Origin of the sequence: Sphingomonas hankyongi, from assembly GCF_023516575.1 — a bacterium.
Taxonomy (GTDB): Bacteria; Pseudomonadota; Alphaproteobacteria; order Sphingomonadales; family Sphingomonadaceae; genus Sphingomicrobium; species Sphingomicrobium hankyongi.
This window is the reverse complement of the sequence record NZ_JAMGBE010000001.1, coordinates 210,367-223,773: the sequence shown is the minus strand read 5'-3', so window position 1 is coordinate 223,773 and position 13,407 is coordinate 210,367. Positions and strand designations below refer to the sequence as shown.

The following is a 13,407-nucleotide window of genomic DNA, read 5'->3' as shown; positions in this document are numbered from 1 at the left end:
GCTTTTCGGCAACAGAACTACCGAAACGGAATCTTGCGCGGCAACAAGCGCGCTCATAATGTGTTCCCGCGGTTCAATTCTCAGAACGCATTCGAAAGGGGACAAATATGCGCAAGCTTGCCATTGCGGTGGCGCTCGCATCGACGACGCTGGCGACGCCAGCGTTCGCTCGCGATCATTCCGGCTACGTCGGACTCGAAGCGGGCGGCATGATCGTCGAGGACACTCGGTTTGATTTCGACAACAATGTTGACGTGTTCGTCGATGACGGCGTTAATGTCGGCCATAAGGTCGGCTTCGACATCGATCTCGTCGGCGGGTACGACTTCGGTCCGTTCCGCCTTGAAGCCGAGCTTGGCTACAAGCATGCGTCGGTAGAAGAGATCGGCTTCGACGAAGCTCTGCAGAACGAGCAGTTCGGCGGCTTCTTTAACGCCGACGGAAGCGTGAAGGCCGTCTCGGGCATGATCAATGCTCTTGTCGACTTTGGCGCCGACGACGGTTGGTCGGGCTATCTTGGTGCGGGCGTTGGTCTCGCCAGCGTGAAGTACAACACGGATATCAACGACCCAGATTTCGGTGTGGGTGGCTCGCCGCTCCCGAATCCTCCGATTACGACTTTCGACGTGTCGGACAGCGACAGCGGGTTCGCGTGGCAGCTTATCGCGGGCGTTCGCGCACCGATCAGCACGAACATCGATCTTGGCCTGAAGTATCGCTTCTTCAACGCGGGTCGCATCAATATCAACGGTGACTCCGCCGAGGGCGATTTCAGCCTGGACGGTAAGTGGCGTTCGCACAGCTTGCTGGCCAGCCTGATCTACAACTTCGCGGCCCCGCCGCCGCCTCCGCCGCCTCCGCCGCCTCCGCCGCCTCCGCCGCCTCCGGCGACGCAGACCTGCCCGGATGGCTCGGTGATCTTGGCGACGGACACGTGTCCGGCTCCGCCGCCTCCGCCTCCGCCGCCGCCTCCGGCGCCAGAGCGCGGCTAAGCAGCGCAGCGAAAAGAAACACCGGCTCGGGCTTCCTTGCCCGGGCCGGTTTTCTTTTGTCCGTCCTGTTCTTCCGGCCGCGGCGTAGACGCACGCCGAAGGCCCACGCCGGTCAACGCGTCAGTTTTTGAACGATCAGAGTAGCGCTGCTCGTGAGCCAGCGCAGACTTAGCTTAGCGGCCTCTGGCCTTGGCGGCGCCGCCGCCCGCAGGATCGAGGTGATAAGGATCGGAGAAGTAAGCGATCTTCCCGTTCTGCACCTGAGCGGTCGTGTAGGTGAGATAGACAGGTACACCGCGCGGGAGCTGGACCTGGATCTCAGCATCCGTCCCCGGAGACGCCGGCTGTGTTCCGAGCAACCAGCGCCCAAAGCGGCGCGCGTCCTCAAGCCTTACGCAGCCGTTGGAGAGGTTGCGATTGGCCTTCGCGAAATATTCCTTGTGCGGCGTGTCGTGCAGGAAGATGTCCAGATTGTTCGGGAACGGGAATTTCAGCTCCCCCATGCTATTGTCGTCCTGAGGCTTCTGCCGGATCCGGATCTGCACCTTGCCTGACGCAACAGCCTTCCAGTCGACCTGATCGCTAGGGACGACGCCCGAACTGGCCGTCCAATCCTTCATCACCTGATAGCCCCGGCTCTTCAGATATTTATCGCCCATCGAAAGATAGTTCTGAGCGATCTTGCGAACGAGGTGGTCCGGCGCGTTCCAGTATGGATTGTACACAATATAGTACATCACGCTGGCGATCATGGGCGTCGGATATTCAGGCTTTCCTACTACGATCTTCATCGAGTCATACGGTCGCCCGTTCTCGAACATCGTCAGCATCTGTGTGCCGGAATCGACGACAATGAACTTGCCGTTCGCCGGAATCGAACGCAGCCGATCCAAGTTCGCGATCAGGCGCGGATCCGGCGTCAGGTTTCCGGAGCTCTGCGCGTCCGCCCAAGCCGCGTCACGGATCTGAGCATAGACCGAGTTGACGTTCGAGACCGAGGCGATGTGCTGCTCGAGCGAAGGAGCGGCGGCCGCGGTCAGCAAAATCTGATCAGCGCGTGTGCCTTGCGGCTGAAGCACGGGAAAAACGTAGACCATGCCGGCAGTGGGCTGCCGTATCGCCTGGACGTACTGGACCCACGCAGATGACAGCGTTTTTTCGGCCGCACTGATATCAGCCGGATTCTTGCTTGCGGCCTGTGCGGCCGCCGCCTGGACTTGCGCCGCGAGCTGCGGTCCAGCGGCAAATCCATCGAAAGCAGCGCGCTGCAGCACTCCGATCAACTGGGACACGGCCGGCTTGGCGGAGCCGTTCTGGAACCAGAGGGATTGGGCCTGGTGAGTGTCGTAGAAAGCGGAGACCGAGGCCGCTACAGGCATCGTCGAGGCTTGCGCCGCAGCCGCGCCTGACGCGCCGACTTGCGCTCCAGCCGGCATCGCGACCAGCAAGGCTGTCATGCTCGCGCCGAGACCGGCAATCAGCAGTTTCGTTTTCACGTCCACCCCCTGGATGTCTCCGAATAACAGAATCTAGCCATTTTTATCAGCGATCCAACCTGCACCTGCGATGAATCCAACTGGATTGCCGCACGCTGTGGCGCAGGAGCGACAATCGGCGACAGCTTGTTTTCCTGTAGTTTCCCCCATAGCGAGCCACGGATTGCCGAGCCAAAGCCTCGGCGAACGAGGAACAGACATGGACGTGAACGGAATAGCTGCAGTCGTCACGGGAGCCGCATCAGGGCTGGGCGAAGCGACGGCGCGCGAGCTTGCCCGGCGGGGAGCGCGGGTCGCAGTTTTCGATCGGGATTCCGAGCGCGGCGAAAAGGTGGCCGGTGACATCGGCGGCGTCTTCTGCGAAGTCGACGTGACGTCAGACGAGAAGGTGGCGGCGGCATTCGCGAAGGCTCGCGATGCACATGGTCAGGAACGCATCCTCGTCAATTGCGCAGGCGTCGCGAACGCGGCGAAGACCGTTTCACGCGACAAGGAGACGAAGGCTGCAAAAGCCTATCCGATGCAGCAGTTTGAACTGGCGATCCAAATCAATTTGATCGGATCGTTCAGGTGCATCGCCAACTCGGCATTCGGAATGGTCGACCTTGACCCCCTGGCCGACGGGGAGAAAGGTGTGATCATCAACACCGCATCGGTGGCGGCCGAGGATGGGCAGATCGGACAGGCAGCCTACTCGGCATCGAAGGGCGGCGTGCTCGCGATGACCCTCCCGATAGCTCGCGATCTCATGAACGAAGGTATTCGCGTCAACACGATCCTGCCGGGCGTTTTCAAGACGCCGATGGTCGCCATGATGCCGCCAAATGTGCAGGACGCTCTGGGTGCGCAGGTGCCGTTTCCCAAGCGGTTGGGCACCCCGGAGGAATATGCCCAGCTCGCATGCTTCCTCATCGAAAACACATATATGAATGCGGCATCGGTCCGCCTGGATGGCGGAATCAGGATGGCGCCGCGTTGAGCATGGATCATGGTCGCTTGGTCGACCAGCTCGCTGAGGCGGCGCGAGAGGCGGGTGAGGCGATACTCACCGTAGTTCGGCGTGGCTTCGAGGTGGAATCGAAGCACGATACTTCGCCGGTCACGGAGGCTGACCGCGCGGCCGAGCTTGTCATACTGGCAGCGCTTGCGCGCGCGGCTCCCGGCGTTCCGATTATCGCTGAGGAAGAGGTCGCTGCTGGTCGTATACCCGCGCATGACGACACTTACTTCCTGGTCGACCCACTCGACGGGACGAAGGAGTTTATCCGCGGCGGGGACGACTATACCGTGAATATCGGACTCATTGAGAAAGGCATTCCAAAGCTGGGTGTAGTCTACGCCCCGGCGAACGATCGCTTGCACGGAGGCTTAGTTGGGCAAGGTGCGTGGCTCGATGAGGGAGCGGGGCGCGTCCAAATATGCACGCGCGAAAGGGGTGCGCAGATTGCAGCAGTCGCCTCTAAGTCGCACCTCAACCAGGCCACAGTGGACTACCTCGAAGCGGCGGTCGGTGCCTGCGAGCGGGTGTCCATTGGTTCTTCGCTGAAGTTCTGCATCGTGGCCGAGGGGCGCGCCGATATTTACCCGCGCCTTTCTCCAACCAGCGAGTGGGATACGGCTGCAGGTCATGCCGTCCTCCTTGCGGCAGGCGGCATTGTCGACGGGCCTGACGGCAGCCCTTTGAAATATGGGAAGCGCGCGTTCCTCAATCGCGCATTCGTCGCGACTGCAGGCTGGAAGGCGCCGGAATTGTCGCCTTTTTTGGAGCCTTTCAGCGGCGGTGGTGAGATCCCACTCGGAGTCTAGTCTCCTGGCTTCGGGCGCCCACCGGACCGATGGGTCCAATATGGACCGGATTCCGCCCGCGGTCCCGTTGAGCGTGCATTCCTGAGTGCTTCGATCTCCTGCAGAGCAGCCTCGAGCCGCCCATAAAGGGCCATCGCCTCGTTCCGTTTTCCGCTGGACTGAGCCAATTGCCAGGCGAGTTTCTGCGCCTGCTCGAGCGCGTCGGCCAATTCCGCAAGCCAACGGGCGCGCTCATCGGCGCTGACTCGGCCCGGCATTCGACCCACGCTTCACCCCCGCTGCCCGCACACCTTATGAACGTGACGATTGCTGCCACGTTGCGACTGTCTCCAATCCGGAGCCGAATTCGCCTCACTTTTCTCCGAAATGCGCGTTATCGAAGTCATGCTCGGTCCATCTGTCATCAGGGGGACTTTCCCTTATGGATGCTCATTCGATCGGCCGAAGCTTTCTCGATCCATGCTTCAATGCACCCGTCCTGATTGCGGGTTCGAGCCCGGAAGCGAACGACAAAGCTGCGCACATAATTGAAGGGGCGGGGTTGCGCGTCGCCGACAAGGTACAAATCCGTGCGGCGGTTGATAGCATCGATCGACAGCTCGCCGCCTCCGCAGTCTGGCTTGAGCTGGGTCATGAAGACGATTCTTTGCTCGACGAGCTCCTCGACCGGGTCAATCGTGACGTTTCGGATGGTCGTTACGCGGCGGTCATTGCCACCCCCATGGAACTGCTCGACGTCGTAACCGCGCGCGCACGCGAGCAAACAATCGAGGTCGTCGTTGGTCCAAATGAAGCGGATCGGGCGGCTGCACTCGCAACGGCTCTGGCCAATTCTCGCGTTGCGGCGCACCTGTCCGACATTGCTGCAGACAAGAATGCCGTGCGGATTCGGCAACTTAGCGAGGAGGTGAGTCGCATTGCCTCGACGCTCGCGCGACTGTCTGAGGGGCCGTCGATGCCCGCCCGTCGTCCGACGATCGTAAACGAAGCTGGCATGCCGGACGTGGCCGCCGAGAGAATTAGAGCGGTCATCCGAGCGCGGCGGCTGAGGTCTCGCTACTTCCCCGAAGAACTGTTTGCCGATCCCGCCTGGGACATGCTGCTTGATCTGCTTCAGGCTGAAATCTCTCACCTGCGCGTGCCCGTTTCGAGTCTGTGCATCGCAGCTGCGGTACCGGCGACTACTGCGCTGCGATGGCTCAAGGCCATGGTTCAAGAGGGACTTTTTGTTCGACGAGCTGATCCGCACGACGGTCGACGCGTCTTCGTCGAGCTCGCGCCACATACCAGTCAGGCCCTTAGGCGATATTTCAATGACGTGGACGAAGTCGCAGTCATTTGAGGCACGCGAAACGGGAGCGCATCCGAGACTGTTAGACTTATCTAACAAGATGGTCAATGCGATATCGACCATTGTCGAGTGTCTCGTCGAACGCGATATTGCGGCCGGTGAGCCAAACCGGCGAATCCGAGATTTATCGCGACCTATTACGGTTCAAGCCCGACGAGCTTTCGCCCAATGCCTGGGCGGTGCAGGCGGGCGTAAGTCGAACCGTGTGGGCGGACATGCGGCGCCATGGAAACCCGTCGCGCCGCACGCTCGAGAAGCTATTGGCAGTCGCGAATTCTTCGCTTGCCGAATTTGAAGCGCTGCGCCTCGGGCGCGATCTAAAGTCATCAGGAACGGTCGCCGGTGTCGGCGACAGTAGATGGGGATGGCGCGCTGCGGCCCTGCCGCCATTGCGATTGATTGCATCCCACTTGGTTGGAGAGTGGGGCGACAGCGGAAGCCGCTTCGAATTGACGGCAATTCGTCCGGAAGAATTGATTGAGCGGGTACATCGTCCGCCGAGCCTCGCCGGCGATCCGGATGCCTTTGCTCTGACCGTCGTCGGCGATGCGATGTGGCCACGCTTCCGGGCGGGCAGTCGAATAGCGGTTTCCCCGCGAGCACCTGTTGCGATGGGGGAAGACGTGCTCGTGCGGCTGCGGCCCGGTACGGTGAATGATCAAATTGAGGATGAATTCGTCCTCATCAAGCAGCTGACCAGGCAAGCAACGGCGTGGATCGAACTGCGGCAGTTCAACCCGGACGTTACCATTCAGGTGGGCCGCGAAGTCGTCGAAGCGATACAGAAGATCGTGGGAGAGCTGATCTAATGGTGGGCGGTGACGGGCTCGAACCGCCGACCCTCTCGGTGTAAACGAGATGCTCTACCAACTGAGCTAACCGCCCTTCGGTAGCCCGTGCCATGCTGTTGTCGGGAGAGCAACCGCCTTACCTTAGAGACTACGGACCAGTTTCCTGGCGACCGCGACCCAGGGTGGGTTAGGCAAGACCTGCTGGCGTCCCCCGGTCTCAAGTGGAAGGATCTGGACCTTGTCTTCGTCGCGATTGATCATGCGACCGAAGATGAAGCGGCCAGCGGGTCGAGGTGCGAGGACATCGCGATTTAACGCTTGTCCAAACTCTTCCTGTTTCAGGGTCTCGCACCAAATTTCATCCCCGACGCGGTACTCGCCGATGCTGTTGACGACGACGATGGCGACCTGACCTTCATGGACGCGGGGCGGTACTACGATCCCCGCCTTCCGCGGTGCCGTAACGCCACTGCTTCCCAAGAGCGCCACTATCGGGAGTTCGGCAGTTTCGTCACCTTGAACAAGGTCTTGCGGATCCACGCCCAGAGCATCGGCTATACGGTTGAGCCACCCAATCGAGACGGTTCTCATCCCGGTCTCGAGCCGGCCGATGGTCTGCGGCGTCGTCGGCGGCACACAAGCGCGCGCGACATCGTCGAGAGTCATTCCGCGGGCGCGACGGACCTGACGTATACGGGTGATCATCAATCCTCCGCGAACCCGTTTGGTTTTTGACTGTCCTACACTTTCTCCAGTGTGGCAAGGCCTTCGCGAATCGAGCGGAGGGCATGGAAAATGGGAAAGAGCTTGGCTGCGCGACTGCTGTGCGAACGGTCCATCGACGGCGCTGGCAAGCAGCCGGGCGCTCGGACAGTCACGGTAAATCTGGCAGAATCCCCGCTTGGATGGCTGTTTTCCCGGGGTTTCGTCACTCGGCGGCAGTTGGAAGCCGGCGAGCGCCTGCGCAGTGATTGGGAGCGGGCCCAACTTTCACCGCGTGTGACCATGGCGTGGGACGCCGCGCCGCTCAGCCGCGCTCGCGGTGGGGCAACCCATGGCCCGGATCTAACTGGCACTCAGTTGGATGCAAAACGGCGCTTTGAGGGAGCCGTAGCCAGTGCCGGTCCAGGGCTTGCCGATATCCTCTGGCGCGTAGTCTGTGCAGGCGAGGGGATGCGGGAAGCCGAGACGGCGCTCGGGTGGCCCGCGCGAGCAGGCAAGCTTGTGCTGACCTTCGCCCTCGATCGGGTCGCGGATCATTACCGCATTCAGTGAAGCGTTAGTCCTGCGTCCTGGCGATGCTCGGAGGGGGCTTTGCTTTAACGGCTATTGCTGCGCATTGTCCGTCTCCCTGCTATTGCAGAATCCAATGGGCCGGGCGACGCAATTATTTGGCCGCTCAACGCGAAAAAGGAGCATGGTCATGATCACGATCTACGGATCATCCTTGTCACCGTTTGTTCGTAAAACTATGGCCTTCGCGGGTGAAAAAGGGGTGGAAGTCGAGTTGAAGCCGACAGGCATGCCGGACCATTCGCCTGAATTTCTCGAAGCCAGCCCGTTCAAGAAGATGCCCGCCATGCGCGACGGCGACTTTGTGCTCGCCGACTCCAGCGCGATCATCCACTATCTTGAGGCGAAGTTTCCGGACCCGCCGCTGATCCCCAGTGAACCTAAGGCTCGCGGGAAGGTCATCTGGTTTGATGAATTCTCAGATACGATCATGGCAGCCTGCGGCGCAAAGATGTTCTTCAACCGCATCGTTGCGCCACGCTTCCTTGGCAGGGCAGGCGACGAAGAGGCTGCGATTGCGGCAGAGCGCGACGAGTTGCCGCCGATCCTCGATTATATCGAGAAGGTTGCGCCCGACGCCGGCAGGTTCCTGGTTGGCGACACAATCACGCTTGCCGATATTTCCGTGGCGAGCCCGTTCGCAAACCTCGAGCATCTCTGCGTCGAAATCGACCCAACACGACACCCGCGCACGAAAGCCTATGTCGAGAGCATCCTCGGACGGCCGAGTTTCAGCCATTGGGTAGAGCGCGAGAAAGCCCTCCTGGCCAGGGAGCCTGCATAAAAAATACGCCGCGCACCGGGGCAGGCGCGCGGCGTATCGATCAGGCGGAAGCGATCTTAGAAAGACCCGCCGCCACCGGAGCTTCCGGAACCGCCCGAGCCGCCGCCGCTAAAGCCGCCGCCAGTTGAGCCCGTTCCGGATTCGTCATCCTTGTCTTCGTCCAGTGCGCCGCGGCCCTGGTTCGCGAAATCGGAGCCGCCCGTGGCGCCCGATCCCGACGCGCCGCCCGAGCCGGATGATCCCTGTTTATCCTGCAGGTAATCGTCGGAATCGGTGCCCTGCGATCCGATGAAACCGCTGCCGCTGCTGTCGTTGCCAGATTCACCGGAGCCGCCGCCGAGACCGGTCTCGCCGCCACCCAGATCCGAAGCGTTTCCGAGCGTATCCGTCTCACCGCTCGACTGCGTCTGGCCGCTCGAGCTCTGTCCACCCGAGGTATCGCCAAACTCGGTACCCTGGCTCAGGGTCGTTCCCGAACCCGACTGACTGTCATTGCCGCCGACCGGCTGTCCGCTCTGATTCATTGTTTGCTCGGAACCCAGGCCGCCCGATTGCTGACCCTGCTGCTGCGCGAGTTCAGGCTGTTGGCCCTGTTGGCCGCTAGCCTGCTGGCCGCTGCTGCTTCCTTGCGTGTCGCTAAACTGATCTTCGTCCCGTTCGTCAGCCATCGAATTACTCCTCACATGGCCCCCGCTGAGCTCTGATCGGTAAACAGCGCTCATGTGCTTACCGTTCCGTGTGTCGAATGACTCTTTGCGACGAACGGCTGATCGCAAACCCCTGCAGTTCCAATGATTAAGACTTGTCGGCTTCCCGACAGTTGTTAATTGCGACTTAACCGATTCGCACCCCTGTGGGTCGGCGGCGGTTCAGGGGAGGCCCGCCCAAAACCCTTCCAGTAAGAAGGCTCGTCCGGCCGGCACGCCGGGCGGGCCTTTTTTGCGTTTCCGCAAAAGAAAAGGCCGCCCGTCCGAAGACCGGCGGCCCTTCCGTCGCGCAGCGAAACGAACTTAGCCTTCCGGCTGCTCTTCCTCGGCAACAGGAGCTTCGGCAGCAGGAGCTTCGGCAGCTGCTTCCGCAGGCAGGCCCGGCTCCGCGCTGGCGTCATATTGCTCCGTGAAGGCCGTGGTGTCGCGTTCGAACATCTGGGCCATCACATCCACGCCCTGAGCCTGAAGATCGGCTTCTTCCGGTGAACGGGCTACGTTGACCTTCACGGTCACCGACACCTCGGGGTGAAGAGCGACCTTCACCTCATGCATGCCGATCGCCTTGATCGGACGGTCGAGCACGACCTGGCTCTTGGTCACATGTGCCCCATCGGCCTCAAGCGCTTCGACAATATCGCGAGCGCTCACCGAGCCGTAGAGCTGGCCGGTGTTGGACGCCTGACGGATCAGTTGTACCGACTTGCCGTCGACGCCCTTTGCAGCCTTCTCGGCATCCGAGCGCTTGTTGGCATTTTCTTCCTCGATCCGTGAGCGGTTCGTTTCGAACAGCTTGCGGTTTGCGTCGTTCGCGCGAAGCGCCTTCTTGCGCGGGAGGAGGTAGTTGCGGGCGAACCCGTCCTTGACCTTCACCACGTCGCCGATGGCGCCGAGCTTTTCAACGCGCTCAAGCAGAATGACTTCCATGTCGAGCGCTCCTTATTTCACGACGTAGGGAAGCAGGCCGATGTGGCGTGCACGCTTGATGGCGCGCGCCAGCTCACGCTGCTTCTTGGAGGACACGGCAGTGATCCGCGACGGGACGATCTTGCCACGCTCGGACACGAAGCCCTGAAGCAGGCGCACGTCCTTGTAATCGATGCGCGGCGCATCCTTGCCCGAAAAGGGGCAGCTCTTGCGGCGGCGGAAAAATGCGCGGGCCATTACTCAACCTCCTCTTCGCGGGGACGGAAGTCCGGGCGCTCGCCACGATCCGAACGACGCTCGCGGTCCTTCTCGCCGCGACGCATCATCGCAGAAGGGCCTTGCTCATGCTCGTCGACGCGAAGCGTCAGGAAGCGAATGATGTCCTCATTGATGTTCGACTGCCGCTCGAGTTCGGCGATAGCGGCTGCCGGCGCGTCGACGTCCAGCGCGACATAGTGCGCCTTGCGGTTCTTCGCGATGCGATAGGCGAGGGAGCGCAGACCCCAGGTCTCGGTCTTTACGACCTTCCCGCCATTTTCCTTGATGATGTTGGTGGCGTTTTCCGCGAGCGCATCAACCTGGGCCTGGGCCAGGTCCTGACGCGCAAGGAAAACATGCTCGTACAGCGGCATGTTTATCTTCCATGTTGGCCGATCGCTGACGTACCCCAATGGCACGCCCCTCCGGCTATCGTTCAAAAAGTACAGGCGCAGCGGCAGAGCCGTGCGCCAGCGGAGCGCCCATTGCCGGAAAGTCGCCGAAATGGCAAGGGTTTCGAATGGCGACGCACCTCCGCAGCATCACGCCGGCAAGCGATCCTCTCGAGGATATGAGCTTGCCGGGCTGGCTTTATTTCGACCCCGAGTTCTTCGAGGCGGAAAAAAAGGCCTTCCTGCGCGCTTCCCCGCAGATCGTTTGTCACGAAAGCGAGATCGCGCAGCCGGGCGAGTGGCGAACGCTCGAATATCTCGGCGAGAGCATAATCGTCATCCGGGGTGACGATCGCCAGGTTCGCGCTTTTTCGAATGTTTGCAGGCATCGGGGATCGCGGCTCGTCGACGGCGAAGGCGGTTGCTCGAAGGTGCTGACGTGCCCCTATCACGCGTGGAGCTACTCGCGGGACGGGCGGCTCGTCGGCGTTCCGCATCGTCAGGAATATCCAGGCCTTCAGACGGATCACCTCGGCCTGTTTCCGGTCGCCCTGGAAAACTGGCGTGGCTTCCTGTTCATTACGCTCGAACTGGGTGTCCCCTCGGTCGCCGAGATCATGACGCCCTACGAAGACGAGATCGCGCCCTATCGGTTCGAGGAACTGAGGGCTTTGCAACAAGTGAGGCTTCGGCCGCGCGCCCTCAACTGGAAGACGATCTCCGACAATTATTCGGACCACCTGCATATCCCGGTTGGGCATCCCGGACTGACGCGCCTCTTCGGGCGAAGCTACCGCATCGAGGCGCAGGACTGGGTCGACAAGATGGAAGGCGACCTGGTCGAGAAAGTATCGGCCAATCCGTCCGAGCGCATATACCAACGCCATCTGCCGAAGGTGGATCACCTCCCGGAGAGTCATCAGCGGAAATGGCTCTATTATAAACTCTTCCCGAACGTCGCCTTTGACATCTATCCGGACCAAGTGGACTTCATGCAGTTCCTCCCTGTGAGCGCGACCGAGAGCGTCATTCGCGAGATCAGCTACGCGCTTCCGGACGACCGACGCGAGATGAAGGCGGTTCGATATCTCAACTGGCGCATCAACCGCCGCGTGAATGCCGAGGACACAGAATTGATCACCCGCGTGCAGATCGGCATGCAGTCGCCGACATACGTGGCGGGGCCCCTGGGCACGAGCGAAGTCTGCCTCCGCAGCTTTGCGAAGAAGATCAGGCGGATGATCCCGGAGGCGCGACTGGAATCGCCACCCCCGGCGGGCTGGAGCCGGCTCGCGAACGCATAAGAAAGTAGACGGGAATGCCCGTTGCCAGGAGCGCCGCGCCCCATAGCGTGGCTTCCGCGCCCGCCCCGTAAAATGTCCAGAGCGCATAGATCGCCCCCGCCAGGGCAGCAGCCGTGACTGCAGCGCCTTTTGCTTTCCCGCGCCTGATCAAAGCAAGCATCGTGAGCGCCCCTGCCAGGTACAGGACCAACGTGGCGACCGTCGCCAGCAGGATGATGAAAGTGTAGATCTGGATCATCCCGCTGCTGAGATTCATCGCAATGAGCGCGACGCTGAGCGCACAGCCGAGCAGATGGGCATAGACCGGCATCCCGGCCTTGTTCACGCGAGCGAATATTCTTGGATATACGCCTCGCTCGGCCAGCAGCAGCTGGACCTCGGCCTGCAGGAACACCCAGCCGTTCAGCGCGCCGATCGCGCTGATCAGGGCGAAGGCGGCAACTAGTTTTCCTGCGCCGGTACCCCAGACGAGGCTGATCAGGTCGGCGAGGGGCGCGGATGACTTCGCGGCAACGTTGGACGGTAGGAGCAGGAACACCGCCAGAGTGACGAGGATGTAGACCAAACCGACGATGACGGTTCCTATCATCGTCGCACGGGCGATGGTCCTGGCGGGGTCGATCACCCGTCCTGCGGGGACGGTTCCAGATTCAAAGCCCTGCATCGGCCATAAAGCCAGGGCTATGGCGCCTGCGATTGCGGGCCATCCGATCGGCGCAGGAGCGACGTTGGCGGCCGTTGCCATGGCGCTATTGTCGCCACCCAGTACGAAAGCCAAGGCAACGATGACTGCGACGAGCGGCAAGAGCTTCAGGATCGTGGTTATGATCTGAATGGCTCCCGAAGCCCGGACGCCGCGAATTGCGATGCTTGTCATCAGGACGATTATTCCGATTGCGATAAGCGGACCGACGCTGGGACGAGCAAAGAATCCGGGCGCGAAGGGCGACATGTAGCTGACGAGGCCAATGCCGATCGCGGCATTCGTTACCCACTGTGAGATCCAGTAGCTCCACACGACGAAGAAGCCCGCCATCGGTCCGAACGCGCTCGAGATATAATCGAAAGGTCCGCCAGCGTCGGGCATCAGCCGGGCCAACGCTGCGAATACGTAAGCCAAGCACAGCGCGCCGCCGATCGTGATCGCCCAGCCATACAAAGCGTTCCAGCCGTAAGGCGCGAGGGCCGCGGGAATCAGGAAGATGCCGGTACCAATGGTATTTCCGATCACGAGAGCGAGGCAGGTCCAGAAACCGATCTGCCGTGGCGGCGCCTGTATCTCGTGAGTCATCGCGCCAGGGTGTTG

16 protein-coding genes and 1 tRNA gene are annotated in these 13,407 nt (G+C 61.3%); 8 read left to right on the top strand and 9 right to left on the bottom strand.

The genetic code is table 11. The annotated features are described in order from the left end of the window. The first annotated feature begins 107 nt into the window (after nucleotides 1-107). The gene (locus tag LZ538_RS01180; protein ID WP_283937530.1) at nucleotides 108-992 is read left to right on the top strand and encodes an outer membrane protein; all 885 of its coding nucleotides are present in this window, start codon (nucleotides 108-110) and stop codon (nucleotides 990-992) included. Between the two features lie 173 nt (nucleotides 993-1,165). Here LZ538_RS01180 and LZ538_RS01175 read toward each other — a convergent pair whose 3' ends face one another. Next, nucleotides 1,166-2,488, bottom strand: a complete 1,323-nt coding sequence (locus LZ538_RS01175) for a L,D-transpeptidase family protein (protein WP_249830171.1) — start codon at nucleotides 2,486-2,488, stop codon at nucleotides 1,166-1,168. A 199-nt stretch (nucleotides 2,489-2,687) separates the two neighbouring features. Here LZ538_RS01175 and LZ538_RS01170 point away from each other — a divergent pair, with 199 nt between their 5' ends. Together LZ538_RS01170 and cysQ are read left to right on the top strand one after the other, a co-directional pair. Further along, complete coding sequence (locus tag LZ538_RS01170) at nucleotides 2,688-3,467, top strand: SDR family oxidoreductase (protein WP_249830170.1); 780 nt, start codon at nucleotides 2,688-2,690, stop codon at nucleotides 3,465-3,467. Nucleotides 3,468-3,469: 2 nt separating this feature from the next. Continuing rightward, complete coding sequence (gene cysQ / locus LZ538_RS01165) at nucleotides 3,470-4,294, top strand: 3'(2'),5'-bisphosphate nucleotidase CysQ (protein WP_249830169.1); 825 nt, start codon at nucleotides 3,470-3,472, stop codon at nucleotides 4,292-4,294. Here the strand turns inward: cysQ and LZ538_RS01160 are convergent. Then, nucleotides 4,291-4,551, bottom strand: coding sequence for a hypothetical protein (locus tag LZ538_RS01160; protein WP_249830168.1), 261 nt, complete (start codon nucleotides 4,549-4,551; stop codon nucleotides 4,291-4,293). The two genes, cysQ and LZ538_RS01160, sit on opposite strands and share 4 nt — an antisense overlap. A 164-nt stretch (nucleotides 4,552-4,715) precedes the next feature. On the opposite strand from LZ538_RS01160, the gene LZ538_RS01155 reads away from it, so the two are divergent. Then, the gene (locus tag LZ538_RS01155; protein ID WP_249830167.1) at nucleotides 4,716-5,636 is read left to right on the top strand and encodes a helix-turn-helix domain-containing protein; all 921 of its coding nucleotides are present in this window, start codon (nucleotides 4,716-4,718) and stop codon (nucleotides 5,634-5,636) included. Between the two features lie 56 nt (nucleotides 5,637-5,692). Then, a complete protein-coding gene (locus LZ538_RS01150; RefSeq protein WP_249830166.1) occupies nucleotides 5,693-6,454 on the top strand; it encodes a S24 family peptidase in 762 nt (253 codons plus the stop codon). Here the strand turns inward: LZ538_RS01150 and LZ538_RS01145 are convergent. Together LZ538_RS01145 and LZ538_RS01140 are read right to left on the bottom strand one after the other, a co-directional pair. Further along, nucleotides 6,455-6,530 (bottom strand) — tRNA-Val (locus LZ538_RS01145). 47 nt (nucleotides 6,531-6,577) lie between these two features. Beyond that, on the bottom strand, nucleotides 6,578-7,141 hold the full coding sequence (locus LZ538_RS01140; protein ID WP_249830165.1) for a helix-turn-helix domain-containing protein: 564 nt from the start codon (nucleotides 7,139-7,141) through the stop codon (nucleotides 6,578-6,580). A 90-nt stretch (nucleotides 7,142-7,231) separates the two neighbouring features. On the opposite strand from LZ538_RS01140, the gene LZ538_RS01135 reads away from it, so the two are divergent. Next, on the top strand, nucleotides 7,232-7,711 hold the full coding sequence (locus LZ538_RS01135; RefSeq protein ID WP_249830164.1) for a DUF6456 domain-containing protein: 480 nt from the start codon (nucleotides 7,232-7,234) through the stop codon (nucleotides 7,709-7,711). Between the two features lie 148 nt (nucleotides 7,712-7,859). Further along, nucleotides 7,860-8,513, top strand: coding sequence for a glutathione S-transferase family protein (locus LZ538_RS01130; RefSeq protein WP_249830163.1), 654 nt, complete (start codon nucleotides 7,860-7,862; stop codon nucleotides 8,511-8,513). A gap of 56 nt (nucleotides 8,514-8,569) precedes the next feature. On the opposite strand, the gene LZ538_RS13165 is transcribed toward LZ538_RS01130, so the two are convergent. The 4 genes from LZ538_RS13165 to rpsF all read right to left on the bottom strand — a co-directional run bounded on the left by LZ538_RS13165 (nucleotide 8,570) and on the right by rpsF (nucleotide 10,779). Continuing rightward, complete coding sequence (locus LZ538_RS13165) at nucleotides 8,570-9,181, bottom strand: hypothetical protein (RefSeq protein WP_283937529.1); 612 nt, start codon at nucleotides 9,179-9,181, stop codon at nucleotides 8,570-8,572. 342 nt (nucleotides 9,182-9,523) lie between these two features. Next, nucleotides 9,524-10,147, bottom strand: a complete 624-nt coding sequence (rplI, locus tag LZ538_RS01120; protein ID WP_249830162.1) for a 50S ribosomal protein L9 — start codon at nucleotides 10,145-10,147, stop codon at nucleotides 9,524-9,526. Nucleotides 10,148-10,159: 12 nt separating this feature from the next. Continuing rightward, complete coding sequence (gene rpsR, locus LZ538_RS01115) at nucleotides 10,160-10,384, bottom strand: 30S ribosomal protein S18 (protein ID WP_249830161.1); 225 nt, start codon at nucleotides 10,382-10,384, stop codon at nucleotides 10,160-10,162. Continuing rightward, nucleotides 10,384-10,779, bottom strand: coding sequence for a 30S ribosomal protein S6 (gene rpsF, locus LZ538_RS01110; protein ID WP_249830160.1), 396 nt, complete (start codon nucleotides 10,777-10,779; stop codon nucleotides 10,384-10,386). The genes rpsR and rpsF overlap by 1 nt, the downstream gene beginning before the upstream one ends. A gap of 146 nt (nucleotides 10,780-10,925) precedes the next feature. Here rpsF and LZ538_RS01105 point away from each other — a divergent pair, with 146 nt between their 5' ends. Next, on the top strand, nucleotides 10,926-12,101 hold the full coding sequence (locus tag LZ538_RS01105) for an aromatic ring-hydroxylating oxygenase subunit alpha (protein ID WP_249830159.1): 1,176 nt from the start codon (nucleotides 10,926-10,928) through the stop codon (nucleotides 12,099-12,101). Here LZ538_RS01105 and LZ538_RS01100 read toward each other — a convergent pair. Then, nucleotides 12,028-13,392, bottom strand: coding sequence for an amino acid permease (locus LZ538_RS01100; protein WP_249830158.1), 1,365 nt, complete (start codon nucleotides 13,390-13,392; stop codon nucleotides 12,028-12,030). The genes LZ538_RS01105 and LZ538_RS01100 overlap by 74 nt on opposite strands. Nucleotides 13,393-13,407 lie beyond the last annotated feature (15 nt).